This window comes from Pseudomonas sp. CDFA 610 (genome assembly GCF_021147865.1).
Lineage (GTDB): Bacteria > Pseudomonadota > Gammaproteobacteria > Pseudomonadales > Pseudomonadaceae > Aquipseudomonas > Aquipseudomonas alliivorans.
Genome location: NZ_JAGTPM010000006.1, coordinates 271,449 through 296,808 on the forward strand (window position 1 = coordinate 271,449; position 25,360 = coordinate 296,808).

Annotated in this window: 17 protein-coding genes and 4 tRNA genes; 12 read left to right on the forward strand and 9 right to left on the reverse strand. The window is 61.0% G+C overall.

Annotation, left to right across the window (positions count from 1 at the left end; genetic code table 11):
• Positions 1 to 50: 50 nt before the first annotated feature.
• Complete coding sequence (gene pvdN / locus KDX39_RS13335; RefSeq protein WP_231660675.1) at positions 51 to 1,331, reverse strand: pyoverdine-tailoring periplasmic protein PvdN; 1,281 nt, start codon at positions 1,329 to 1,331, stop codon at positions 51 to 53.
• On the reverse strand, positions 1,328 to 2,671 hold the full coding sequence (gene pvdM, locus KDX39_RS13340) for a pyoverdine-tailoring dipeptidase-like protein PvdM (RefSeq protein WP_231660676.1): 1,344 nt from the start codon (positions 2,669 to 2,671) through the stop codon (positions 1,328 to 1,330). Before pvdM ends, pvdN begins: the two co-directional genes overlap by 4 nt.
• Before the next feature lie 321 nt (positions 2,672 to 2,992).
• Here pvdM and pvdP point away from each other — a divergent pair, with 321 nt between their 5' ends.
• Positions 2,993 to 4,627 (forward strand): pyoverdine maturation tyrosinase PvdP, encoded by a 1,635-nt coding sequence (pvdP, locus tag KDX39_RS13345; RefSeq protein ID WP_231660677.1) that lies wholly within the window; start codon positions 2,993 to 2,995, stop codon positions 4,625 to 4,627.
• Positions 4,628 to 4,798: 171 nt separating this feature from the next.
• Here the strand turns inward: pvdP and KDX39_RS13350 are convergent, their stop codons facing one another.
• From KDX39_RS13350 to KDX39_RS13360, 3 genes are read right to left on the reverse strand one after another with little or no spacing between them, the layout of a single operon-like run.
• The gene (locus KDX39_RS13350; protein WP_231660678.1) at positions 4,799 to 6,187 is read right to left on the reverse strand and encodes an efflux transporter outer membrane subunit; all 1,389 of its coding nucleotides are present in this window, start codon (positions 6,185 to 6,187) and stop codon (positions 4,799 to 4,801) included.
• An 11-nt stretch (positions 6,188 to 6,198) separates the two neighbouring features.
• Positions 6,199 to 8,166 (reverse strand): MacB family efflux pump subunit, encoded by a 1,968-nt coding sequence (locus tag KDX39_RS13355; RefSeq protein WP_231660679.1) that lies wholly within the window; start codon positions 8,164 to 8,166, stop codon positions 6,199 to 6,201.
• Positions 8,167 to 9,339, reverse strand: a complete 1,173-nt coding sequence (locus KDX39_RS13360; protein ID WP_231660680.1) for an efflux RND transporter periplasmic adaptor subunit — start codon at positions 9,337 to 9,339, stop codon at positions 8,167 to 8,169.
• 197 nt (positions 9,340 to 9,536) lie between these two features.
• On the opposite strand from KDX39_RS13360, the gene pvdQ reads away from it, so the two are divergent.
• The gene (gene pvdQ, locus KDX39_RS13365; RefSeq protein WP_231660681.1) at positions 9,537 to 11,876 is read left to right on the forward strand and encodes a bifunctional acylase PvdQ; all 2,340 of its coding nucleotides are present in this window, start codon (positions 9,537 to 9,539) and stop codon (positions 11,874 to 11,876) included.
• 58 nt (positions 11,877 to 11,934) lie between these two features.
• Here the strand turns inward: pvdQ and KDX39_RS13370 are convergent, their stop codons facing one another.
• Positions 11,935 to 12,237 (reverse strand): hypothetical protein, encoded by a 303-nt coding sequence (locus KDX39_RS13370; RefSeq protein ID WP_231660682.1) that lies wholly within the window; start codon positions 12,235 to 12,237, stop codon positions 11,935 to 11,937.
• Positions 12,238 to 12,523: 286 nt separating this feature from the next.
• A complete protein-coding gene (locus tag KDX39_RS13375; protein WP_231660683.1) occupies positions 12,524 to 13,720 on the reverse strand; it encodes an amino acid aminotransferase in 1,197 nt (398 codons plus the stop codon).
• Between the two features lie 385 nt (positions 13,721 to 14,105).
• Between KDX39_RS13375 and uvrB the strand changes: the two genes are divergently transcribed.
• The 9 genes from uvrB (at position 14,106) to KDX39_RS13420 (ending at position 20,590) form a co-directional block, all read left to right on the forward strand.
• On the forward strand, positions 14,106 to 16,121 hold the full coding sequence (gene uvrB / locus KDX39_RS13380) for an excinuclease ABC subunit UvrB (protein ID WP_099227191.1): 2,016 nt from the start codon (positions 14,106 to 14,108) through the stop codon (positions 16,119 to 16,121).
• 132 nt (positions 16,122 to 16,253) lie between these two features.
• On the forward strand, positions 16,254 to 17,735 hold the full coding sequence (gltX, locus tag KDX39_RS13385; RefSeq protein ID WP_231660684.1) for a glutamate--tRNA ligase: 1,482 nt from the start codon (positions 16,254 to 16,256) through the stop codon (positions 17,733 to 17,735).
• Positions 17,736 to 17,922: 187 nt separating this feature from the next.
• Positions 17,923 to 17,998 (forward strand) — tRNA-Ala (locus KDX39_RS13390).
• A gap of 75 nt (positions 17,999 to 18,073) precedes the next feature.
• Positions 18,074 to 18,149 (forward strand) — tRNA-Glu (locus KDX39_RS13395).
• Between the two features lie 52 nt (positions 18,150 to 18,201).
• Positions 18,202 to 18,277: transfer RNA gene (locus KDX39_RS13400), tRNA-Ala, on the forward strand.
• Between the two features lie 45 nt (positions 18,278 to 18,322).
• A tRNA-Glu gene (locus KDX39_RS13405) sits at positions 18,323 to 18,398 on the forward strand.
• Between the two features lie 175 nt (positions 18,399 to 18,573).
• Positions 18,574 to 19,035: an acyl-CoA thioesterase gene (locus KDX39_RS13410; RefSeq protein WP_231660685.1), complete on the forward strand. Its 462-nt coding sequence runs from the start codon at positions 18,574 to 18,576 to the stop codon at positions 19,033 to 19,035.
• A 29-nt stretch (positions 19,036 to 19,064) separates the two neighbouring features.
• Positions 19,065 to 20,045, forward strand: a complete 981-nt coding sequence (locus tag KDX39_RS13415) for a tRNA dihydrouridine synthase (protein ID WP_231660686.1) — start codon at positions 19,065 to 19,067, stop codon at positions 20,043 to 20,045.
• 101 nt (positions 20,046 to 20,146) lie between these two features.
• The gene (locus KDX39_RS13420) at positions 20,147 to 20,590 is read left to right on the forward strand and encodes an Hsp20 family protein (protein WP_231660687.1); all 444 of its coding nucleotides are present in this window, start codon (positions 20,147 to 20,149) and stop codon (positions 20,588 to 20,590) included.
• Between the two features lie 43 nt (positions 20,591 to 20,633).
• Here KDX39_RS13420 and KDX39_RS13425 read toward each other — a convergent pair whose 3' ends face one another.
• Positions 20,634 to 22,832 carry a putative bifunctional diguanylate cyclase/phosphodiesterase gene (locus KDX39_RS13425; protein ID WP_231660688.1) on the reverse strand — a complete coding sequence of 733 codons (2,199 nt, stop codon included), beginning with the start codon at positions 22,830 to 22,832 and terminating at the stop codon, positions 20,634 to 20,636.
• Between the two features lie 92 nt (positions 22,833 to 22,924).
• Positions 22,925 to 23,782: a LysR family transcriptional regulator gene (locus KDX39_RS13430; protein ID WP_231660689.1), complete on the reverse strand. Its 858-nt coding sequence runs from the start codon at positions 23,780 to 23,782 to the stop codon at positions 22,925 to 22,927.
• Between the two features lie 144 nt (positions 23,783 to 23,926).
• On the opposite strand from KDX39_RS13430, the gene leuC reads away from it, so the two are divergent.
• Complete coding sequence (gene leuC / locus KDX39_RS13435; protein WP_184323274.1) at positions 23,927 to 25,351, forward strand: 3-isopropylmalate dehydratase large subunit; 1,425 nt, start codon at positions 23,927 to 23,929, stop codon at positions 25,349 to 25,351.
• Positions 25,352 to 25,360 lie beyond the last annotated feature (9 nt).

Here is a 25,360-nt window from a genome sequence, read left to right on the forward strand (position 1 = left end):
CTCAATGGCAGAAAACGGAAAGCAGGTGATGCAGAACGGGTGTTCAGGCGTCAGGTGCGCTGGCTGAGCAGCGCCATGAAGCGGTCGATTTCGACTTCGCTGTTCAGCAGGCCCGGCGCGGTGCGTACCACCGGGCCGACATCGCGGCTGACCGCATCGACCACCATGCGGTTTTTCATCAGCCAGGCCGCTACGTCGTCGCTGGCCTGATCCTTGATTCTGAAGAAACTGAAGCCTGCCGACAGGGCCGGGTCCATCGGCGTGACCAGCTCGATAGTGCGCTGCGCCTGCAAGCGTTCCTTCATGTAGCTGTTGAGCTGATGGATGCGCGCTTGCACGTCGGCCTTGCCCAGTTGCAGGTGCAATTCGAACGCCTTGTTCAACGCCCAGCGATGTTCGAACGAGTGATAGCCACCCGGCGTCATGGTGGTGGCGAAATTGGTCGCTTCGGAGAAGGTCGGGATGGTCGGCGTGAGATCAGTCATCTGTTCCGAACGGGCGCAGACGATTCCGGTGCCACGTGGGCCGAACATCCATTTGTGGGTGCCCGCCACAAAGTAATCGCACTTCATTTCCGGGAAATCCAGATTCTCCACCCCAAAACCGTGCACGCCATCGACCACATAGATGATGCGGTCTTTGGCATCGCGGTTGCGATTGTGCTCTTCGACCAGATCACCGATGGCCCCGAGCGGCAGCTTCACGCCGCTGCCCGATTGCACCCAGGTCATGCCCAGTACGCGCGTGTTGGATTGAATGCTGCGGGCAATCGAGCCGATGATTTCGTCGGCCGAGACCTGCGCCGGATCCTTGAACAGGCGGATTCGGCGCACCTGAGTGCCGTCACGCTGCTGGCGGAAATTGAGGATGCTGCGGGCGCAGGAATGTTCGTGTTCAGTGGTGAGAATTTCCTGATCCGGCCGCACGTGCAGGCCGCCGTAGATGATCGCCAGCCCTTCGGTGGTGCTGCCGGTCAGGGCGATCTGGCCGGGTTTGGCGTTCAGGTATCTGCCAGCCCAGACCCGCACATCATGTTCACGCAGTTCTGTTTCCTGCAGATCCCAATCCATTGCCAGGCCAGGGTTGCGGTCGATGTGGGCGCGGTGTTGCTCAATGGCTTCGCGCACGGGTCTTGGGTGCGACGTCACCAGAAAGTTGGAGAAGTGGATGTAATCCGGATCCTGATTGAACAGCTGTTTCAGTGCGGTCCACTTGTCTGCGTCCACGGGGTCTGACGTGGCGGCCACAGCAGGCGCCATCAGGCTCGATCCGAGCGGCAGGGCGGCGGCCAGCAGTCCGGCCTGTTTGAGGAACGTTCTGCGATCAGTCATGGCTGGGCCACCGGTTTTGCCGAGGCCTGCACCTGTTCCCAGACACGCAGGAAGTTGCCGCCCCACAGTTTGGCAATGTCCGCTTCGGCGTAACCGCGTTCGATCAGCTCGGCGGTCACATTGCGGATCTCGCTGACGTCGTTGAAGCCTTTTACGCCGCCGCCGTCATTGAAGTCGGAGCTGATACCGACATGGTCGATGCCGATCTTGCGCACGGTGTAGTCGATGGCGTTGACGAAATCCTTGACCGTGGCCTTGGGCTCTTCCTCGAGAATGGCGTACAGCTTGCTGGCGTAGGCACCGAAGCGCTGCTCTGGCCATACCGTAATGATCGCGTCGCCGGGCATCAGCGCCATGGCCAGATTCGGCAAGGGCGGCAGGTCGAATTCCTTGCGCAGCGCATTGAGCTTGTCCTGGGTCTTCTGGCTCAAGGGCTTGAGGTAGGCGGGGAAGGCCACCACTTGCACCACGCCACCGCTTTGCTTGATCAGTTGCATTTCTTCGTCGCTGAGGTTGCGCGGAATGTCCACCAGCGCACGCGGCGCCGAGTGCGAGGCGACCATCGGCGTGCGGCTCAATTGGCTGACCTGTTCCAGCGCCTTGCTCGACATCTGCGACACGTCGATGATCACGCCCAGGTCGTTCAGGCGCTGCACGGCCTGTTTGCCGATATCGGACAGACCGCCCAGTGCATCCGGCGTATCGTTCAGGAAGGGCAGCGGGCGCGACGAGTCCGCCCAGCTGTTGTTGCCGACGTAACTGAAACCGAACATGCGCATGCCCCGGGCAGTCCAGCGGTCCAGCGCATCGAGGTCGTTACCCAGCGGGTAGGCGTTGAGCATGCTGATGAAGATCGCGAACTTGCCTTCGCCCTGCAGGCGGCGCATGTCGTCAGGGGTGTAGGCGATGCCGACCTGATTCGGGAAATCGCGAACCATGCCGGTGATGATCTTGTAGCGCACTTCCTGCTGCTGACGCGCCTCGTCGACAAAGCCGGGTGTCGGGCGATGCGGTGCGTTGGGGCCATTCCAGATTTCCGGCCAGCCGAATACCGTCAAGGCCGCGCCCGAGAGACGGCCGCGTGCGGTTTTCACCAGATCGAATTGTCCTGAGCCATCCTTGTCGGCTTCGTTACGCTCGCTGCCGAACTTCATCGGAACCGTGATGTGGCTGTCGAAGGAAATGATTCGCTCCTGAAGGTCTTCGGCCTGCTTCATGACCTTGACCGGGTAACCCGCTGGCGACCCGTAATTCCAGGCCAGATAACCCGCACCTGCACTGAGGGCCAGAGCCAGGGGCAGGCCGATGAAAAGAGCCTTTTTCCAACGCGGTTTTGTCATTGCCGTCTCGTTCAGATGATCGGTGCAGGTCAGCCTTGCATGCAGGCAGCAGGGCCGTTGCTATCTGGGGAGAACGAGCGGATGGCGGGAAAATTTAGCGGTGGTCTTGTCAGGCCGCGACTGATCATGCCCATCGCTGCGCGTGGGCATGCAGGCCGTGACGCTCTGCGTCACAAATGGCACAGACTGTGAATTCAGTGTGCCAGGCGTTCGGGCACGCTCAGTGCTCGTCCTCCCAGGCGGGCCGCGAAGTAAATTTATGGCAAGGCTTTACGTTCTAGCTGGATACCCGGCGTCTCGGGGGCTGTAACAGGTAGGGCAATGACGATTTCTCGACGAGGTTTCATGGCAGGTCTGGCGCTGACCGGCGCTGCAGTACCGGCTGCCTGGTATGCACATCGGGAGTTCACCCGCGTCGAGGAGCCCATTACACCCGGCGAAGCCACCGCAGGCCCGGCCGACACGGCCACACAGCGTCTGGCCGACAGGTTGCGCGGTGTCTGGGTGTTGCGCTTCGAGGGCCGCGATGCCGGATTGCGTGAGGCGCCGCTGCACGGCCTGGAAATGTTCCTCGATATCGCCCCGCGCGGCCGTGGAATACGCGGTTACATTGATACCGCCGACAACCTGCGCGGCGACGCAATGCCACGCTTTCGGGTGATCGGCGATCTGCAGCCGGCCGACGCCGCCAAATTGTATCTGCGGGTCATGGACGGTCACGCAGGCAATGACCCGCGCAGCGATACTCCGGATTACGAGTTCAGCCTGATCCTCGATGAGGTGTGGGGCGGATTCGGCAATGCGGGCAGTGGCACCCTGAGTGGCCGTATTGAACGCCTTGATCGACCGCTGGCCTTGCCGGAGCTGGAAAACCGGGTGATCGCGGTCAGACAACTGTTTCCCGAGGCGCGGGAACGGGTCAGCCTGACGCCTGAATTTCATGCCTGGCTGATCTCTAAGGAGCACCGTCTGTTTCACCAGTTGTGGCATGCGTCCCGGGACAAGTGGCACAAACTGCCGACCGACAAGCAAGAAGCGTTGCGCGGGATTGGCTGGCAGCCAGGGCCGCGGGACAAGGAGCGCGATGCTCGCGGGCCGCACAAGGATCGCAACGGCTCTGGCGTGGATTTCTTCTTCATGCACCGGCACATGCTGATTGAGGCGCGGCAGATTCAGAACCTGCCATCCTGGCCGCGTTTTCCGATGCCACAGCCGGAGCTTGAGCGTGACCGGCTGGGCTTTGCGCGTTACTTCGACAACCACGACGGCTGTTCACTGCCGCCGAACTGGCTGGCGCAGGGCGATGAGGAATACACCCAACTGGTCAGCGACATCAAAAGCCCCGAGACCTATCACACGCATTTTCAGGTCTGGGAATCCCAGTACCGTGACCCGCGCTTTCTGTCGAAGCTGACGCTGGGGCAGTTCGGTTCGCAGGTCGAGCTGGAACTGCACGACTGGCTGCACATGCGCTGGGCCTCGGTGGCCCGCGACCCGGCCAACGGTCAGCCGGTGCCGATGGCGCGGCGTTCGGATGACTTTGCCGAGCGCTGGTTCGGGCCGGAAAACGATTTTCTGGCCGACCCGTTCTCATCCCATGTGAACCCGGTGTTCTGGATGTTCCATGGCTGGATCGACGACCGGATCGATGACTGGTTCCGGGCACACGAACGGTTTCATCCCGGTGAGGTGAAGCGCCTTGAGGTCAACGGCGTGCCCTGGTTCGCGCCGGGTCGCTGGGTGGAAGTCAGCGACCCCTGGCTGGGGCCGGTTACCCACGGTTGCAGCACCACGCCGGGCCTGCAGGCCGGGACTTCGATGGAGATGGATCCGGAAGTTATGAAGCTTGCGCTGCGCATTACCTTCGCCGCCGATGACAAACTCGGCGACCTGGTCCGCCGTGTGCCACGTCGGCCGTGGTATGCGCGCAATCTGTTGCCGGAGAAGTGGTTTTAAGCACCTGACCGCTTTCTTGCAGCCAACATCGGCTTGTGGGAGGCGGCTTGCCGGCGACTGCGTCAACTCAGTCACTGACAGGGCGCTTCAAAAACCGCATCGCCGGCAAGCCGCCTCCCACAGTCTGAATTGTGTTTCTTCAGGGATATCTGGATGCGTCTGCCATGCACGTCAGCGCACCTGCCAGCCTCCGCCCAGCGCTTTGTACAGCGCGATACTGGCCTGCACCCGCGCCAGCCTCAACTGCACGCTGACGTCCTGTGCCTGATACAACGTGCGCTGGGTTTCCAGCACGGTCAGCAGGTCTTCTGCGCCTTCCTGATAGCGACTCTGTGCGATGCGAAACGCGGTCTGTGCCTGTTTCAATTCTTCTTCATGCCAGCCACGCTGTTGATCAAGACCGTCGATGCTGTTCAGGGCTTTTTCCACGTCGGCGAAACTGTTGATGATCGCGCCGCGATAGGTTTCCAGCAGCTCTTCCTGCCGCGCCGTGGCCCGGTCGCGTTCGGCCCCGAGACGGCCGTTGTTGAAGATCGGGCCGACCAGACCTGCCGCCAGACTGCTGAACGGTGCGCGCAGCCAGTCTTCGGCGCGGACCGATTCGGTACCGATGCGGGCGCTCAGGGTCAGTGTGGGCAGCATCGCGGCGCGGGCGACCGTAACGTCGGCATGCGCGGCCGCCAGTTCGGCTTCGGCCTTGGCCAGGTCCGGGCGGCGGGTCAGAAGATCGCTGGGCACACTGCTGCCGATGTCCGGCCAGCTCAGTGTGTCGAACGCCTGATTGCCGAGCCTGAGGTTCTGCACCGGCTGGCCCAGCAGGGCGGCGAGGGTGATCAACTGCTCGTTGGCCAGTTGTTGAAGGCGTGGCAGTTCGCGTTGCTGCGTGGCGACCAGATTCTTTTGCTGCGCCAGCTCCAGTGCCGTAGCCGAGCCTGAGTCGTAACGAGTCTGCACCAGTCGTAACACATTCTGCGCGTTGGCCAGGTTCAGCGCGGCAATACGGCCTTGCTCGCGGGCCGACAAGGTTTGCGCGTAGCGGTCGGCAACGTTGCCGAGCAGCGTCAGTTCCACGGTCGCCTGATCGAACTGGCTGGCACGCAGGCGCTGCACGGCGCTGTCGCGACCGGCCGCCACGCCGCCCCAGAAGTCCACCTCGTAACTGGCGGTCAGGGCGGCGGTAAACATGTCGGTGTTGTTGTCGTCCGACGGGTTGGCCTTGCGGTCGCTGCTGCGCATGAACTTGTTGCGTTCGCCACGCAGGTCGTAACCCAGTTCGGGCAACAGCGGCGCACCACCGATGATCGCCGTTGCCTGTGCCTGTCGCACTCGCGCCATGGCCGCGCCGACTTCATGGCTGTCACGGCTGGCCTGTTCGATCAGGCGGTTGAGTTCCGGGCTGCCGAAGCGTTGCCACCAGCGGGCATCGTTGCGTTGAATCGCCGCGCTTTGCGCAAACGCCCAGGTTGGTGGTGGCTGGATGCCGCTGTCCGGGGCAGATACAGGCGTGCCGCAGGCGGCCAGCAACAGGCACGTGGTCAATAGCGTGAGGCGTGGTTTCATGGATTGATCATTCATTGACTGGTGAGGGCCGCAACCGGATCGAGGCGGGCCGCTTTGCGGGCGGGCATGAAGCCGAAGATCACCCCGGTGACCAGCGCGCAGCAAAAGGCCCCGGCGACCGCCGACAGCGAGAAGGCCACCGCGACCTTGCTCAGCAACAGCACCGCTCCCATGCCCAGCGCCAGCACGATACCGGCCAGACCACCGACCACCGAGAGCATCACCGCTTCGGTAAGGAACTGGCGCAGGATGTCGCTCTGGCGTGCGCCGGTGGCCATGCGGATGCCGATTTCACGGGTCCGCTCGCGCACGGTCATCAGCATGATGTTCATCACGCCAATGCCGCCGACCAGCAGCGAGATGGCGGCAATCGAGCCGAGCATCAACGACAGCGTGTTCTGAGTGCGGGCCTCTGCCTGGATCATTGCCGCGTTATTGGTCAGCTCATAATCCGGCTTGCCATTGTGCAGTTGATTCAGCAGGCCGCGGATCGCCGCTTCGGCCTGTTTGACGTTGTCGGCGTCGCGGGTGGCGATGGTGATGTATTCAGGGTCCTGCGAGCCGAACAGGCGAATACTGGCCGCCGAATAGGGAATCGCGATGCGGTTGTCGCTGTCCAGGTCACCCGAACTGGCGCCTTTTTCCTGAAGCACGCCGACCACCTGAAACGGTACGTTCTCGATCAGGATGTACTGGCCGATGGGGTCGATACGCTCGCCGAACAGTTTCTGCCGAACCTTGTGTCCGATCACGGCCACTGCCGCTGCATTCTGTTCATCGGCTTCAGTGAAGTAACTGCCTTCCACCACCGGCCAGTTGAAGATCGCCGGAAAGTGCGTGTCGTTGCCGCCCACGTAGCTGGAATGGTCGACATTGCCGAAGCGCACACCTGCCTGTCCGCCGTTGACCGGCATGATCATGCGTACCTCGGGCAGATCGCCCAGCGCGGCGACCTCTTCAAGTGTGATGACGCCTTTCGGTGCGCGCGGACTGGGCGCCTTGCCGTTCAGGTAAATGATGTTGGAGCCGAACGACGACATTTGCGCCATGACCTGACGCTTGCTGCCTTCGCCCACCGCCAGCATCACCACCACCGAGGCTACGCCGATGACAATGCCCAGCAACGTCAGTGCAGTGCGAAAGCGATTGATCCACATCACTCGCCACGCTGCCTGAACGGCGTCGAGCAACTCGCCCCTCCACGCGCTGCGGGCATTGCTGCTCTGAGCCAGTCGCGCCTGCAGATCCACCGCTTGCAGTGCGCCCGTTGGCTGAGCATTCCCGACAGTCTCGCTGAGCGTATCGCTGACGATGCGCCCGTCGCTGATTTCGATGACGCGTCTGGCGCGGGCAGCGACGTCGCGGTCGTGGGTAATCAGAATGACGACGTGGCCCTGACTGGCCAGCTCATCCAGCAATGTCATCACTTCCGCGCCACTGTGGCTGTCCAGCGCGCCGGTCGGTTCGTCAGCAAGGATGATGTGGCCGCCGTTCATCAAGGCGCGGGCGATGGACACCCGTTGTTGCTGACCGCCGGACAGTTGATGCGGGCGATTGCCCGTACGTGAGCCAAGCCCCAGCCGTTCCAGCAGAGCGGCGGCGCGGGCATGGCGTTGCGCGGCGGGTGTGCCGGCATAGATCGCTGGCATCTCGACGTTTTCCTGGGCTGAGCCGGAAGGAATCAGGTGATAACCCTGAAACACGAAGCCGAACGCCTCACGGCGCAGCCAGGCGAGTTCGTCGCTGCCCAGTTCGGCGACGTTTTCGCCGGCAAACCAATACTCGCCCGAGGTGGGCCGGTCCAGACAGCCCAGAATATTCATCAGTGTCGACTTGCCGGAACCGGACGCGCCGACAATCGCGACGAATTCTCCGGCATGAATCGACAGGTCGATGCCCAGCAGTACGTTGACCTGCGGACTGTCGCCTCCGCCGTAGGATTTGCGGATGGCCCGCAGGTCGATCAGCGGCGTCTGCATTCAACCTCCGCTGCCGAGCGCGGAGGGCACCAGCAGACGGTCGCCTTCCTCGAGACCGTCGAGTATCTGCACCCGCAAACGGTCGCTGATGCCGGTGCGCACCTGACGGCTTTGGACTTCGCCGCTGGCGGTCAGCACCTGTGCGGTCTGCAGGTCGTCCTGTGTGCCGACCTTGAACGCCGAAAGCGGCGCAGTGAGGGTGTTCTGCGCGCTGTCTGCGACGAAAAAGATCTGCGCCGTCATCTCTGCCATCAGTGCCTGATCATCGTTGTCGACGTCCAGCAGAACGGTATACAGCACCACTCGGCCGCCGCCGCTCTTGCGCGAACTGCTCGGGCTGCCGCCGCCCTGGTTGGCCTGTTCCAGCGGCTTGGGTGGCACGGGCAGAATCTGTCGCACGGTACTTTTCCAGCGCCGACTGCCGCCGCTCAGGGTGGTGAAGTAGGCATTCATGCCCGGTTTCACGTGGCCTATGTCAGCCTCGGAGACTTCGGCCCACACGGTCATCGGCGACAGCCGGGCGATGCGCAGGATCAACGGAGTCTGTTGCTGTGCGTTGAGGGTCTGACCCTCGCGGGCATCCAGTGCGACCACTGTGCCGCTCATGGGCGCATAAATGCGCGTGTAACCCAGCGCGGCCTCGTCACTGCGCAGCGCCGCCCGGGCTTCAAGGATCTGCGCCTTGAACATGTCGACCCGGGCCTGGGTGGCGCGGAATTCGGACTCGGCCGCCTGTACATCCTCGGCCCGCGTCGCGCCACCGGCCGCCAGACGTTGCTGGCGTTGCTGCTTCTGCTGCGCCAGCTCGTGCAGCGCGCGTTGTTCCTGAAGCTGGGCCTTGAGGTTGTCGATGGCATAGCGCGCCGCATCAAGCCTGGCCTTTTGTGTGGACGGATCGATCTCGACCAGCAATTGACCTTCCTTGACCTGATCACCCACCTGCACATGGATCTTCATGATCTGTCCGGTTGCCTGCGAACCGACGTCCACGTAACTGCGCGGTTGCAGTGTGCCCAGCGCCGTTACGCTGCTTTCAATGCTGCCGCGCGTCACAGTGACGGTGTGTGTCTTGCCGTGGTCATCGGGCAGGATCTGCCATGCGCACACCGCAATGACCGGAAACAGGCAAAGGGCCGCGAGGACAGTGCGTCGAGGGGGTCGGGAGCGTTTCATGCAGGGTTCCTGCCTGGGGAAAATCAGCCGTTCAACGGGCGACGGCTACGGGAGCTGTCATTAAGACGAGAGCGCCGCAGGGGAATTTAGCGCTGTCAGTAAAATGACTGTGTCGACTAAATTTCACTCGGCGGCCTCGTTTAAGGGGAGCGGCTTTTTCCAGTCGTGTTCCGTTTTTCTTTCGAGGTGGCGTCAGCATGATCATGTCCAGACCATTGCCCGGTTTGCTCGTTGCAGGCCTTTCGTTCGGGCTGGTGCTGCCCGCCCAGGCACTGGCTGCTTCCGAGAGTCAGAACGCCTCGGCGCAAATACGTCGCACCGGATTTGGCGTCCCGCATATCGTGGCCGCCGACGAACGCGGGCTGGGTTACGGCATCGGTTACGCCTATGCCCAGGACAACCTGTGCCTGCTGGCCAACGAGATCGTCACGGTCAATGGTGAACGTTCCCGCTATTTCGGCCCCGACAAGGCGACCCTCGAGCAGCGCAACAATATGGCCAGCGACCTGCTGTTCAAATGGTTGAACACGCCTGAAGCACTCGCGCATTTCTGGAAGGCCCAGCCGCCCGGTATTCGTCATCTGATGCAAGGTTACGCGGCTGGCTATAACCGCTCACTGGACGAGCAGCGTGCCAAAGGGTTGCCGACAGCCTGCGCAGCCGAATGGGTACGTTCGATCAGCACCGACGATCTGGTGCGCCTGACCCGTCGATTGCTGGTCGAGGGTGGCGTGGTTCAGTTCACCGAAGCGCTGGCCGGTGCGACACCGCCGCAAGCGGGGGCTCAGGCCGGGCTCCAGAACGAGCAGCGAGAGGCCCTGCGACTGGCTGCCGTCCGCAATGAACAGTTCGCGCTGGAGCGTGGCAGCAATGCGGTGGCGATCGGACGCGAGCTGTCTGCCAACGGACGCGGCATGTTGCTGGCCAACCCGCATTTTCCGTGGGGTGGTGGCATGCGCTTCTATCAGATGCACCTGACCATCCCCGGCAAGCTGGACGTGATGGGCGCGGCGTTGCCGGGTCTGCCGTTGATCAATATCGGCTTCAACCAGCACCTGGCCTGGACCCACACCGTCGATACGTCGAAGCACTTCACGCTGCATCGACTGGCGCTTGATCCCAGGGATTCGACCCGTTACATGCTCGACGGCACGTCAGTGGCGATGGGCAGGCAGCAGGTGAGTGTCGAGGCGAAACAGGTCGACGGCAGCATCAAGCCTGTAACCCGCACGATCTATTCGTCGAAATTCGGCCCTGTGGTGCAATGGCCGGGCAAGCTCGACTGGGACGACAAGTACGCTTTCAGCCTGCGCGATGCGAACCTCCAGAATGATCGCGTGCTGCAGCAGTGGTACGCCATGGGGCAGGCGAAAAGCCTCAAGGCGTTTCAGGATTCGGTGCGCAGCATTCAAGGGATTCCATGGGTGAATACCGTGGCGGTCGATGCCAGTGGCCAGGCGTTGTACATGAACCTGTCGGTGGTGCCGAATGTTGACGCGGTCAAGCTCGCCACGTGCAGCGACCCGCGTATCGGCACCGAATTGATCATCCTCGACGGTTCGCGCAGCGACTGTAACTGGGACATCGCGCCCGAGGCGGCGCAACCCGGTATCTATCCGTCGTCGCGTCAGCCACAACTGCTGCGGACCGATTTCGTGCAGCATTCCAATGACTCGGCCTGGATGGTCAATCCGGCAGCGCCGCAGAAAAACTTTTCGCCGCTGATCAGCCAGGAAGGCCAGCCGCTCGGGCTGCGGGCGCGTTTTGCGCTGGATCGACTCGGCAAGCTGCAGCAGGCGGGCAAAGTCAGTGTCGAGAACCTGCAGGCCATGGTGATGGATAACGAGGTGTATCAGGCGGGGCAAGTGTTGCCGGACCTCTTGCAGCTCTGTGCGACCGGACTGGGCGATGATGAAAAGCGTCTGACGCCGCTGTGCACGGCCTTGAAAGCCTGGGACGGTCGAGTTGACCTGAGCAGCGGCGTGGGCTTTGTTTACTTCCAGAAGATCATGACCGCCATGCAGTCCGTCGGCTCGCGGTGGCGGGTGGTGTTCGATGCCAACGACCCGATTCACACGCCGCGCGGCCTGGCCATCGAATACCCGGAAGTCGCCACGGCGTTACGCGCTGCCATGCTGACCGCGCAGGATGAGGTGAGCAAGGCAGGTCTGTCAGACAAGACGACCTGGGGTGATATTCAGGTGTCGAGCCTGAGCGGGGTGCCGATTCCCATCCACGGCGGTCCTGCCACACTGGGCGTCTACAACGCCATGCAGACGGTGGCGGGCAAGGATGGCAAGCGTGAGGTGGTCAGCGGCACCAGCTATTTGCAAGTGGTGACGTTCGATGAACATGGTCCACAGGCCGAGGGTTTGCTGGCGTTCTCCGAGTCAAGCAATCCGCAGTCGACGCACTCGCGGGACCAGACCGAGGCGTTCTCAAACAAGCAGTGGGCCAAACTCCCTTTCACCGAACAGCAGATCAAGGCCGATCCGGCGTATCAGGTGCAGGAAATCCGGGAACAGCGCAAGCCTTAGGGGTAGTGCACGGATGGATTGGGCCTCAGTACCCAATCCACGCTGCAACCGCGAGATTTCAACCGCCCTGAGTATCAATGTCTGCATCGACGCCTTGGGTAGGCTGATGATTGCGCTGGGTCTGGGGCTTTTCCTGCGGCTCATAGTCAGGCACGTAGGCGCTTTGTTCCGACGATCCTTGCGACTGACTCTGACTCTGGCTCTGCTGCTGGTTCTGGCGCTGGTCTTCATGCCCGCTCGAATCCGGTACAGCATCCGGCTCCTGCGGATCGATGGCCGGATCGTTGCGGTCCGTGCCCTGGTCCGGCGGCGTGTGCTGACCGGGTGCCTGTTCTTTTTGCCGTTGCGGTTCGGTAGACATGAATACCTCGAAAGTCTGCTTCAGAAATGGCTGACAGACTTTCGAGGTCCAGGAGAAGGGGATCGTTCGGTCGGATTGCCGAGTGGTAGGCGCGGGGATGGCGTTTTGTACACTGCGCGATGGGCGAGGCGGCTTGCCGGCGATGCGTTTTACCCAGCGCTGTATCAGCGACCCGCTCGACGCCATCGCGGCAAGCCGCCTCTCACAATCCCGTGTTTGCTGCGAGACGGTGCAGCCTCGAAGAGGCGGCGCTGTCTCGCACCGTTCTATGTGCCGGGCAGGTGACTTACAACACCTTCTTGATCGCGTCGCACACCACGTCGATGTTCTTCTGGTTCAGCGCCGCGACACAGATGCGGCCGGTGTCCAGCGCGTAAATGCCGAACTCGCTGCGCAGGCGCTGGGCCTGTTCGGCGGTCAGGCCTGAATACGAGAACATGCCGCACTGGCGACCCACGAAGCTGAAGTCCTGACCGGCCGGGTTGTCGGCCAGACGCTCGACCATGGCCTTGCGCATGCCCTGGATGCGCACGCGCATTTCGCCCAGTTCCGCTTCCCACATGGCGCGCAGCGCCGGGTCGTTGAGCACGGCTGCGGAGATGATTGCGCCGTGGGTCGGCGGGTTGGAGTAGTTGGTGCGGATCACGCGCTTGACCTGGGACAGGACGCGGGCGGTTTCTTCTTTCGATTCAGTGATGATCGACAGCGCGCCCACACGCTCGCCGTACAGCGACAGCGATTTGGAGAACGAGCTGGAGGCGAAAAAGGTCAGGCCGGACTCGGCGAACAGACGGACCGCGATGGCGTCTTCCTGAATGCCCTGGCCGAAGCCCTGATAAGCCATATCCAGAAACGGTACGTGACCTTTGGCCTTGACCACTTCCAGAACCTTTTTCCAGTCTTCCAGATTCAGGTCGACGCCGGTCGGGTTGTGGCAGCAGGCGTGCAGCACGACCACGGAATGGTCAGGCAGGTTTTGCAGGTCTTGGAGCATGCCGCCACGGTTCACGTCGTGGGAAGCAGCATCATAGTAGCGGTAGTTCTGGACCGGGAAGCCTGCGGTTTCGAACAGCGCACGATGGTTTTCCCAGCTCGGATCACTGATGGCCACAACGGCGTTGGGCAACAGTTGCTTGAGGAAGTCCGCGCCGATCTTCAGCGCCCCGGTGCCACCGACCGATTGGGTGGTGAGCACACGGCCCGATGCAATCAATGGCGAGTCGGCACCCAGCAGCAGTTTTTGCACGGCCTGGTCGTAGGCGGCGATACCGTCGATCGGCAGATAACCACGAGGTGCGTGCTGCGCAACACGAATCTTCTCGGCTTCAGCCACTGCGCGCAGCAGAGGGATGCGCCCGTCTTCGTCACAGTAGACGCCCACGCCAAGGTTGACCTTGGTGGTGCGGGTGTCGGCGTTGAATGCTTCGTTGATACCCAGAATAGGATCGCGGGGTGCCATTTCGACAGCGGAGAAGAGGCTCATTTTTGCGGCAGCTCTGAATGAAGGAGGGAGGGGTATGCACGCCGCGGCCGAATGCGCCAAAGCGGTGCACAAACGGGGACCTAGTATAAAGAGCATCCCCCTGAGGGGCGACAGGGCAGGGCGGGTTTTTTCAAGGTTTTTCGGTTTATTTGCAAAACGTTCGTCCCGTTGAAACCTCAATGATGTAGCCACTGATCAAATGAGCGCCTTGAAACATGCGCAAACGTCTCCATTTACAGTGCATCACTTCAAGCACTGTCACTGCCGTACGTCGTCTCCCGCTGACGGGATGAGTCGTCGGTGGTGATTTCGTCATTGCCGGTACAGGCCGCGCGGACGAGTCCTTGTCGCGAACCCCGACGCGAATGAATTCAAGAGGTAGGTTATGTCCGAGTTCCAGCTCGTTACCCGTTTTGAGCCCGCAGGTGATCAGCCCGAGGCCATTCGCCAACTGGTCGAAGGTATCGACGCCGGACTTGCGCACCAGACCCTGTTGGGTGTGACGGGTTCGGGCAAGACGTTCAGCATCGCCAATGTGATCTCTCAGGTGCAGCGTCCGACGCTGGTGCTGGCGCCGAACAAGACCCTGGCGGCGCAGTTGTACGGCGAATTCAAGGCGTTCTTTCCAAACAACGCCGTCGAATATTTCGTCTCCTACTACGACTACTATCAGCCGGAAGCCTATGTGCCGTCGTCCGACACCTTCATCGAGAAGGATGCGTCGATCAACGACCACATCGAGCAAATGCGGCTGTCCGCGACCAAGGCCCTGCTGGAACGCAAGGACGCCATCATCGTCACCACGGTGTCGTGCATTTATGGCCTGGGCAGTCCGGAAACCTATCTGCGCATGGTGCTGCACATTGACCGGGGCGACAAACTCGATCAGCGCGCCTTGCTGCGCCGTCTGGCTGACTTGCAATACACCCGCAACGATATGGACTTTGCCCGCGCCACCTTCCGGGTGCGCGGTGATGTGATCGACATCTATCCGGCCGAATCGGATCTGGAAGCGATTCGTGTCGAGCTGTTCGACGACGAAGTCGAAAGCCTGTCGGCCTTCGATCCGTTGACCGGCGAAGTGATCCGTAAGCTGCCGCGGTTCACCTTTTACCCCAAGAGCCACTACGTCACGCCCCGCGAAACACTGCTGGAGGCGATGGAAGGCATCAAGGTCGAACTCGGCGAGCGTCTGGAATACCTGCGCAGCCAGAACAAACTGGTCGAAGCCCAGCGTCTGGAGCAGCGCACCCGGTTCGATCTGGAGATGATTCTGGAACTGGGCTACTGCAACGGCATCGAGAACTACTCTCGCTACCTGTCGGGCCGTCCGACCGGCGCTCCGCCGCCGACACTGTACGACTACCTGCCGGCGGACGCCTTGCTGGTGATCGACGAGTCCCACGTCAGCGTGCCGCAGGTCGGCGCCATGTATAAAGGCGACCGCTCGCGCAAGGAAACGCTGGTGGAATACGGTTTCCGTCTGCCATCGGCGCTGGACAACCGGCCGATGCGTTTCGAAGAGTGGGAGAACGTCAGCCCGCAGACCATCTTCGTCTCGGCGACTCCGGGCAAATACGAAGAGGAACACGCCGGGCGTATCGTTGAGCAGGTGGTGCGGCCGACCGGTCTGGTGGACCCGCAGATCGAGATTCGTCCGGCGCTGACCCAGGTCGATGACCTGCTGTCGGAAATCAACAAGCGCGCCTCTATCGACGAGCGGGTGCTGGTGACCACGCTGACCAAACGCATGGCCGAGGACCTGACCGATTACCTGAGCGACCACGGTGTGCGGGTACGTTACCTGCACTCTGACATCGACACGGTGGAACGGGTCGAGATCATCCGCGACCTGCGATTGGGGGCCTTTGATGTGCTGGTGGGGATCAACCTGCTGCGCGAAGGGCTGGACATGCCGGAAGTGTCACTGGTGGCTATTCTGGATGCGGACAAGGAAGGTTTCCTGCGTTCCGATCGATCGCTGATCCAGACCATCGGCCGGGCGGCGCGTAACCTCAATGGCCGGGCAATTCTGTACGCCGATCGTATCACCGGCTCCATGGAGCGCGCCATCGGCGAGACCGAGCGGCGCCGTGATAAGCAGATCGCGTTCAACCTGGAGCATGGCATCACGCCGAAAGGCGTGTTCAAGGACGTGGCGGATATCATGGAAGGCGCCACCGTGCCCGGCTCACGCAGCAAGAAGCGCAAAGGCATGGCCAAGGCCGCCGAGGAAAACGCCAAGTACGAAAACGAACTGCGCTCGCCCAGCGAAATCACCAAGCGCATCCGTCAACTGGAAGAGAAGATGTACCAACTTGCCCGCGACCTGGAATTCGAGGCGGCGGCGCAGATGCGCGACGAAATCGGCAAACTGCGCGAGCGCTTGCTGACGGTTTGAGTCTGGCTTTCCGGTGACAGGGTGAGCGCCGGGTTCGGGAGCCATCACAGCTCCGCCAGCGCCCATGCTGGAGCCCGACGCCTTCGGCCTGTTAACATTCCGCGCTTGATCGACCTTATTTCGGGATTTTCCATGACCACCGTTCGTACCCGCATCGCGCCATCGCCCACGGGCGACCCCCACGTTGGCACGGCTTACATCGCCCTTTTCAACTATTGCTTTGCCAAGCAGCACGGTGGCGAGTTCATCCTGCGGATCGAAGACACCGATCAGTTGCGTTCGACCCGCGAGTCTGAGCAGCAGATTTTCGACGCATTGCGCTGGCTGGGCATCGAGTGGAGTGAAGGTCCGGATGTCGGCGGACCGCACGGTCCGTACCGGCAGAGCGAACGGGGCGATATCTACCGTAAATACGCTCAGCAACTGGTTGAAATGGGCCACGCTTTCCCGTGCTTCTGCACTGCTGAAGAGCTGGATGAAATGCGTGCCGAACAAATGGCCCGGGGCGAAACCCCGCGTTATGACGGCCGCGCGCTGCTGCTTTCCAAGGAAGAGGTGCAACGGCGTCTGGACGCTGGCGAGCCGCACGTCATCCGCATGAAGGTGCCGACTGAAGGCGTCTGCGTGGTGCCGGACCTTTTGCGTGGTGAGGTGGAAATCCCGTGGGACCGCATGGACATGCAGGTCCTGATGAAGACCGACGGGCTGCCGACCTACTTTCTGGCCAACGTGGTCGACGACCACTTGATGGGCATCACCCACGTGCTGCGTGGCGAAGAGTGGCTGCCTTCGGCGCCGAAACTGATTCTATTGTACGAGTACTTCGGCTGGGACAAGCCACAGCTGTGCTACATGCCGCTGCTGCGTAACCCCGACAAGAGCAAGCTCTCCAAGCGTAAGAACCCGACCTCGGTGACATTCTACGAGCGCATGGGCTTCATGCCCGAAGCCATGCTTAACTATCTCGGCCGCATGGGCTGGTCGATGCCGGACGAGCGCGAGAAGTTTTCGCTGCAGGAAATGGTCGAGCACTTCGACTTGTCCCGCGTGTCGCTGGGCGGTCCGATTTTCGATATCGAGAAGCTGTCCTGGCTCAACGGTCAGTGGCTGCGTGAGCTGCCCGTCGAGGAGTTTGCCGCTCGTGTGCAGACGTGGGCGCTGAACCCCGAGTACATGATGAAGATCGCGCCGCACGTGCAGGGTCGGGTCGAGACATTCAGTCAGATTGCGCCACTGGCCAGCTTCTTCTTCGCCGGTGGCGTTACCCCGGACGTGAAACTGTTCGAGCACAAGAAACTGTCGGGTGACCAGGTGCGCCAGTTGATGCAACTGATCCTGTGGAAGCTGGAGTCGCTGCGTCAGTGGGAGAAGGACCCGATCACCGCCTGTATCCAGTCGGTGGTCGAGCACCTTTGCCTCAAGCTGCGTGACGCCATGCCGCTCATGTTCGCCTCGATCACCGGGCAGGCCAGCTCCGTTTCAGTGCTGGACGCGATGGAGATCCTCGGTCCAGACCTTACGCGTTTCCGTCTGCGTCAGGCCATCGATCTGCTGGGCGGCGTCTCGAAGAAAGAAAACAAAGAGTGGGAAAAACTGCTGGGCGCGATTGCCTGACCCGTCAGTGATGTGAAGAAGCCATTGTGTGCCAGCGCGAGCGGGGCAGACAGTGGCCGACTCGGCCTCGGATTTGCGGGCCGAAACGGTAAGTGATTGTTATGCCGACGAAAAACTTTCAAATTTCTCGAAAATAAATTTGACAGGTTAGCGACTCACGCTTAACATGCGCCCCGTCCACTGATGTGGGGCTATAGCTCAGCTGGGAGAGCGCCTGCATGGCATGCAGGAGGTCAGCGGTTCGATCCCGCTTAGCTCCACCAAATTCAAGGTTCAAGGCCTGGTAAAACAGGGTGTTGAATCGATCGGAGTCCCAACTCTGATCAGGTAGAAGGTTTGTCCCCTTCGTCTAGTGGCCTAGGACACCGCCCTTTCACGGCGGTAACAGGGGTTCGAGTCCCCTAGGGGACGCCAGCTTCACCGAGTGATGCCGGAAGGTTGAACTCCGCCGCGAGGCGATAAATCCGGGGCTATAGCTCAGCTGGGAGAGCGCCTGCATGGCATGCAGGAGGTCAGCGGTTCGATCCCGCTTAGCTCCACCAATTTTGCCAGGGTTCATCACTGATGAACCTGACTGAAGGTTTTGCGTCCCCTTCGTCTAGTGGCCTAGGACACCGCCCTTTCACGGCGGTAACAGGGGTTCGAGTCCCCTAGGGGACGCCACGATTTCCCGCTCTGCGGGACCAAGGGTCATTCGATTATTGAATGGCCCTTTTGTTTTTTCAGGGTTTTATTTTCGTAGAACCCTTCATCTCTCTCCAGAACCCTCCAGGCATGCCTTGCCGGACCTGCATTCCAGCTACACTGCCGCCAACCAATTATCCAAACAGGAGCGAGCATGGTCTGGGATCGGACAACGCCTTTCGTCATCGACCTGAGTGTCGGCAGCGATGACATCGACGGTCTGGGGCACGCCAATAACGCGGTCTACGTCACCTGGCTCGAACGCTGCGCCTGGCGTCATTCGCAGTATCTGGGGCTGGATCTGAGTGAGTACCGGCGGCTGGATCGGGCCATGGCGGTGGTTCGGCACGAAATCGATTACCTGGCCAGCGCCTACGAGGGCGATGAGTTGCAACTGGCGACCTGGATTGTCGATTGGGATCGTCGCCTGAAGATGACTCGCTGCTTTCAGCTCAAGCGTCCCGCAGACAACCTCACGTTGTTGCGGGCGCAAACCACCTTTGTCTGTATCGAGCTGTCCACGGGTCGCCCGAAGCGTATGCCCGCCGAGTTCATTGATGGCTATGGTGCGGCAATGTTGGACGCTGGCGTTCCCAATCCCGGTGACGAACAGTAAACTGCCGGACTTTTTTTCGAGTGTGACCCATGCAAATTGCTCTGGCGCCCATGGAGGGGTTGGTCGACGACATCCTGCGTAATGTGCTGACTCGCGTCGGCGGCATCGACTGGTGCGTGACCGAATTCATCCGGGTGACCGAGCGGGTCATGCCCGCCACCTACTACTACAAGATGGCCTCTGAGCTGCACACTGATGCCAAAACGGCTGCAGGTGTGCCGCTGCACGTGCAGTTGCTGGGTTCCGACCCCGTCTGTCTGGCAGAAAACGCTGCGTTCGCCTGTGAACTGGGCGCGCCGGTCATGGACCTGAACTTCGGTTGCCCGGCCAAGACCGTGAACCGTTCACGGGGCGGCGCAATTCTGCTCAAGGAGCCTGACCTGCTGCACTCGATCGTCAGTCAGGTGCGTCGCGCGGTGCCCGGCGAGATTCCCGTCACTGCCAAGATGCGTCTGGGCTATGAAAACACCGACGGTGCTCTGGACTGCGCACGAGCGCTGGCCGATGGCGGTGCCGAGCGCATCGTGGTTCATGCGCGCACCAAGGTCGACGGTTACAAGCCGCCAGCGCACTGGGAATGGATCGCGCGTATCCAGGAAGTGGTCAAGGTGCCGGTCGTCGCCAATGGCGAGATATGGACAGTCGAGGACTGGCGGCGCTGTCGGGAAGTCTGTGGTGCACGTGACATCATGATCGGTCGTGGTCTGGTGGCGCGTCCCGATCTGGCCAGGCAGATTGCGGCAGCCCACGCGGGCGAAGAGGTGGTCGAGATGACCTGGACCGAGCTGCAGCCGATGCTGCGCACGTTCTGGGGCGATTGTCTGGCCAAGATGACCCTGGTGCAGGCGCCGGGTCGTCTCAAGCAATGGCTGGTGTTGCTGACCAAGAGTTACCCGCAAGCCACGTTGATGTTCAACGCGTTGCGCCGTGAAACCGACTGCGACCGGATCAGTGTTTTGCTTGGTTATTCAGCCGAAAGTCAGCCCGACGAACGGTTATGTTTTTCGTAAAAAATCGCTCTTGAAAAGTCAGTGGCCGACCCTAGTTTGGGGATTACGCGATGCCGAATCCGGGTCGCGCAAACTACTCGCTGATTAACAGGAGAATTATCATGACGACTGCATTTTCTCTGGCTCCGCTGTTTCGTCACTCAGTGGGCTTCGACCGCTTCAACGACCTTTTCGAGTCGGCGGCACGTAATGATTCGTCCAGTGGCTACCCTCCCTACAACGTGGAGCGGCATAGCGACGATCAATACCGAATTGTGATCGCGGCGGCAGGCATGCAGGAAGAAGACCTTGATTTGCAGGTCGAGAAAGGCGTGTTGACAGTCACTGGCGGCAAGCGTGAACGCGAAGCTGAAAACGTGACCTATCTGCATCAGGGCATTGCCCGGCGCGAATTCAAGCTGTCGTTCCGGTTGGCAGATAACATCGAGGTTCGGGGTGCTGACTTGTCCCATGGCCTTCTGAACATCGACCTGGTGCGTAATGTGCCCGAAGAAGCCAAGCCAAAGCGGATTCCGCTGAATACTCAGAAAGCCATCGGGCAGTGATCCTTGCTGTAACGGAAAGGCGCCTTCGGGCGCCTTTCTGCGTTTAGCGATCCGGCAGCAGGCTCGGTTGTCGAACAGGCTGTTTCAGCCGCAGCAGCGCTTCAAATTGCGAGTCGTCCAGCGGCTCGCTGAACAGGTACCCCTGATACACGTGGCACCCCAGTTTTTCGAGAAACGCCAGTTGCTCGACGGTCTCGACGCCCTCGGCGATGACATTGAGGTTGAGGCTCTGGGCCATGGCCACAATGGCGCGAATGATTTCGGCGTCATTAGGGTCGCTGGCGGCGTCCTGCACGAATGACTGGTCGATCTTGAGCGTATCCACCGGAAGACGCTTGAGATACGTCAGCGACGAATAGCCGGTGCCGAAGTCGTCCATGGCAAAGCTGATCCCGAGCTTTTTCAGGCCGCGCATCTTGGCAATGGTGTCTTCCAGATTCTGAATGACGATACCTTCGGTGATTTCCAGTTTCAGCATGGTGGCAGGCAGTTGATGCAGTGTCAGGCTTCGTTCCACGCGTGCGACAAAGTCGGTCTGCCTGAACTGGCGCGGGCTGATGTTGACGCCCATCAGAAAGCCATTGTGTGCGATCAGCCCCTGTTTGAGCAGGCGACCTGCGGTCCTGCATGCCTCGTCCAGCACCCAGCTGCCCACCTCGAGAATCATGCCGCTCTCTTCGAGGATCTGTACGAACTGGGTGGGCGGCAGCACGCCATAATCAGGATGCTGCCAGCGCAGCAGTGCCTCGGCGCCGGTAAGCGCTTCGTTCCGGCAGTCCACTTGAGCCTGAAAGTGCAGGTCGAACTCGTTGCGGGTCAGCGCCAGGCGCAGATCGTTTTCCATGCGCAGGCGCTGGCTTACCGCCTTTTGCATGGAGCTATGGAAGAATTGCGCGGCGTTGCGGCCCGAATCCTTGGCGCGGTACAGCGCGATATCGGCACGCTTGAGCAGGTCGGCAGGGGTCGAACCGTCATCCGGGATCAGTACCATGCCGATGCTGGGTGTCACCTGCAGCCGATGGCCGTCGAGGAACATGGGCTCTGCGAGCAACTCGCGCAGGTTATCGGACAGTTCCTGAACCTGCTGAGTGACCTCATGACGAGATCCTTCCAGGCCACAGATCAGCACCACGAATTCGTCCCCGCCAAGGCGCGCCACAGTGTCTTCGAGGCGAACGCTGGCCTCCAGTCGTGCGGAGACGATATTCAGCACGCTGTCGCCGACCGGGTGACCCAGGGAGTCGTTGATGTGCTTGAAGTGGTCCAGATCCATGAACAGCAGGGCGCCACGCAGGCGATGATGCCTGAGCAGCGACAGTTGCTCGCTCAGGCGGTCCATGAGCAGCGCGCGGTTGGGCAGGCCGGTCAACGGGTCGTGATAGGCCAGATGCTGGATCTGTGCCTGAGCGCTTTTCAACTGGCCGATGTCCCGGGCGTTCATCAGCAGGCAGGCGGTTTCGTTGAGGGTGATGAACTCCACCGATACGTCGAGAGTCAGCGGATCGCCATTCTTGTTGCGGCCCGCCATCTCCCGGTGATGCACCCGACCGGTGTCGCGCAACTGATCGATCATTTTCTGGCGTTGGTCGGGATCCGTCCAGATACCGATCTCCTGAACCGTCCTGCCCAGCACTTCGGGTGCTGTGTAACCGGTGAGGCGGCAGAAGCCGTCATTGACCTCCACATACCGGCCGGAGCCCAGTTCCGTGATGGTGATCGAGTCAGGACTGGAATGGAACGCCTTGGCGAACTTCTCTTCACTGGCTTCCAGCGCGGCCTGTGCCTGTTGCTGTGTGATATCCAGCAGTGTGCCGGTCAGTCTCGATGGCGTGCCGTCGGTGTTGCGGTAAAGGATGGCGCGGCTTTCGAGCAGGCGTGACAGGCCGTTCTGCAACTGAAAACGGTAGGTCAGCTGAAAGATGTCCTGTTTACCGGCCGCTACCGCCTTGTAGGCGTTGCGCATGCGATGACGTTCCGCCGTCGGCACGCCGGCCAGAAAACGGGTGAAATTGTAATCGAGTGGCAGGTTTTCGCGGCCGTGCAGCTGAGCGGCCCGAGCGGAGGCGTGCAGTTGATCGGTGGCAATGTCCCATTCCCAGATGCCCATCTGCGCGGAATTCAACGCCAGATTCAGGCGATCCTGCGTCTCCCTGAGGGTCTGTTCCACAGCGCTCTGTGCCGCTGGTGCGGCTGCGGGCTGTGCGGACGCCAGCAGAATGGTCGGGTCCAGAAGGTTGGGCATTGATCACGAGCCTTTAATGAATAAAGCCAGTAAAACGATCGTTCTGCATCCTGTATCGCATAAAAAAACACTATCAATCGCTGTATCGTGCATTACAACAATTTCATGAATGCCCTGGCCGCGTTTGATAGAGTCCGCTCCGTGTGCAGGATGTAGCCTAGCTGGCGATTGAGTTGCACGCCTGTCAACGGAATGCGCGCCACCTGTTCATCGAGCATCGTGCGTGGCAGAACGCTCCAGGCCAGCCCGATGGATACCATCATTTTTATGGTTTCCAGGTAGTTGGTGCTCATCGCGATATCAGGCTTGAGACCGTGGGCCTCGCACAGGTTGCTGACGATTTTGTGAGTGAACGTGTTGTCGCTGGGCAGCACGGCCGGGTAGCGGGCGATCTCTTCCAGTTTCATCGGGCCGCTATTGGCCAGCGGGTGCTCCGGCGCTGCCACAAAGTCCAGCGGGTCGTCCCATACTGCGGTGGCGCGCACCAGTGGATGGGGTTCCGGGGCGAGCGTTATGACGGCCAGCTCGGCGCGGCCATGCAGAATCTCGTCATAGGCCGCTTCGGAGTCCATGAACCGAATGTCCAGCGCCACGGCCGGATAGGTGCGCGTGAACTCGCGCAATAAAGGTGGCAGACGATGCAGACCGATATGGTGGCTGGTAATCAGCTTCAAGCGCCCGGACACTTCGCCGTTCAGGTTGGTCAACGCCCGGCGCGTATCATCCAGCACGTTGGTGATCTGATAGGCCCTTGGCAGCAGGGCGCGTCCGGCTTCGGTCAGGCTGACTTCACGGCCCAGACGATCGAAAAGGCGCACGCCGAGTTGCTGCTCGAGGCCTGCGATCCGTTTGCTGATGGCCGGTTGGGTCAGGTGCAGGCGCTCTCCAGCACCGGAGAAGCTTCCGCTCTCGGCAATGGCCAGAAAAGCATTCAAATTGGCAAGATCCATCGTCACATTCCAGTTGGTTATCCAAAGTATAAAAAATATGAATTTGAGTTATTTAAGCACATTCCATAGGATGGTCACACAAGCCAAGGGCCCATGGACGTCCGTAGCCCAAGGCATAAAAAAGCTGATGAGGAAGTACGTCCAATGGCCGGTAAAACGCTCTACGACAAGCTCTGGGATTCGCATCTGGTCAAACAGCGCGACGATGGTTCGGCGCTGATCTACATTGACCGTCATATCATTCACGAAGTGACCTCGCCACAAGCCTTCGAAGGCCTGCGCCTTGCCGGGCGCAAGCCGTGGCGCATCGACTCGATCATCGCGACGCCCGACCACAACGTGCCGACCACCTCGGAACGCAAGGGCGGCATCGGTGCCATCGAAGATCAGGTTTCGCGTCTGCAGGTCCAGACCCTGGACGACAACTGCGACGAATACGGCATCACCGAATTCAAGATGAACGACCCGCGTCAGGGCATTGTCCACGTGATCGGTCCTGAGCAAGGCGCAACACTGCCGGGCATGAGCGTGGTCTGTGGTGACTCGCACACCTCCACGCACGGTGCCTTCGGCGCACTGGCTCATGGCATCGGTACGTCCGAGGTCGAACACGTGCTGGCCACTCAGTGCCTGGTCGCCAAGAAGATGAAGAACATGCTGGTGTCGGTCGAAGGGCAACTGCCATTCGGCGTGACCGCCAAGGACATCGTGCTCGCAGTGATCGGCAAGATCGGCACCGCAGGCGGCAACGGCTACGCCATCGAGTTCGCCGGCAGCGCGATTCGCGACCTGTCCATTGAAGGCCGCATGACCATCTGCAACATGTCCATCGAAGCGGGCGCTCGCGTCGGCATGGTGGCCACCGACGAGAAAACTGTCGAGTACGTCAAGGGTCGTCCGTTTGCGCCAAAGGGTGCCGAGTGGGATCTGGCGGTAGAAGCGTGGAAAGATCTGGTCTCCGACCCGGACGCAGTGTTCGACACCGTGGTCAGGCTCGACGCTGCAGACATCAAGCCGCAGGTCAGTTGGGGGACTTCGCCGGAAATGGTACTGGCTGTCGATCAGAACGTGCCCGATCCAGCGCAGGAAATGGATCTGGTCAAGCGTGGTTCGATCGAGCGCGCCTTGAAGTACATGGGCCTCAAGGCCAATCAGCCGATCACCGACATTCAGCTGGATCGTGTATTCATCGGTTCGTGCACCAATTCGCGCATCGAAGACCTGCGTGCTGCCGCCGACATCGCCAAGGGCCGCAAGGTGGCTGCGACCATCAAGCAGGCCATCGTGGTGCCGGGCTCAGGCCTGATCAAGGCGCAGGCCGAGCAGGAAGGTCTGGACAAGATTTTCATCGAAGCCGGTTTCGAATGGCGTGAGCCGGGCTGTTCCATGTGTCTGGCGATGAACCCGGATCGCCTGGGTTCCGGCGAGCACTGCGCCTCGACGTCCAACCGCAACTTCGAAGGGCGTCAGGGCGCTGGCGGCCGCACTCACTTGGTGAGCCCGGCGATGGCGGCCGCAGCCGCCGTCAACGGCCGTTTCATCGACGTTCGCGACCTGATCCAGCATTGAGGACATCCG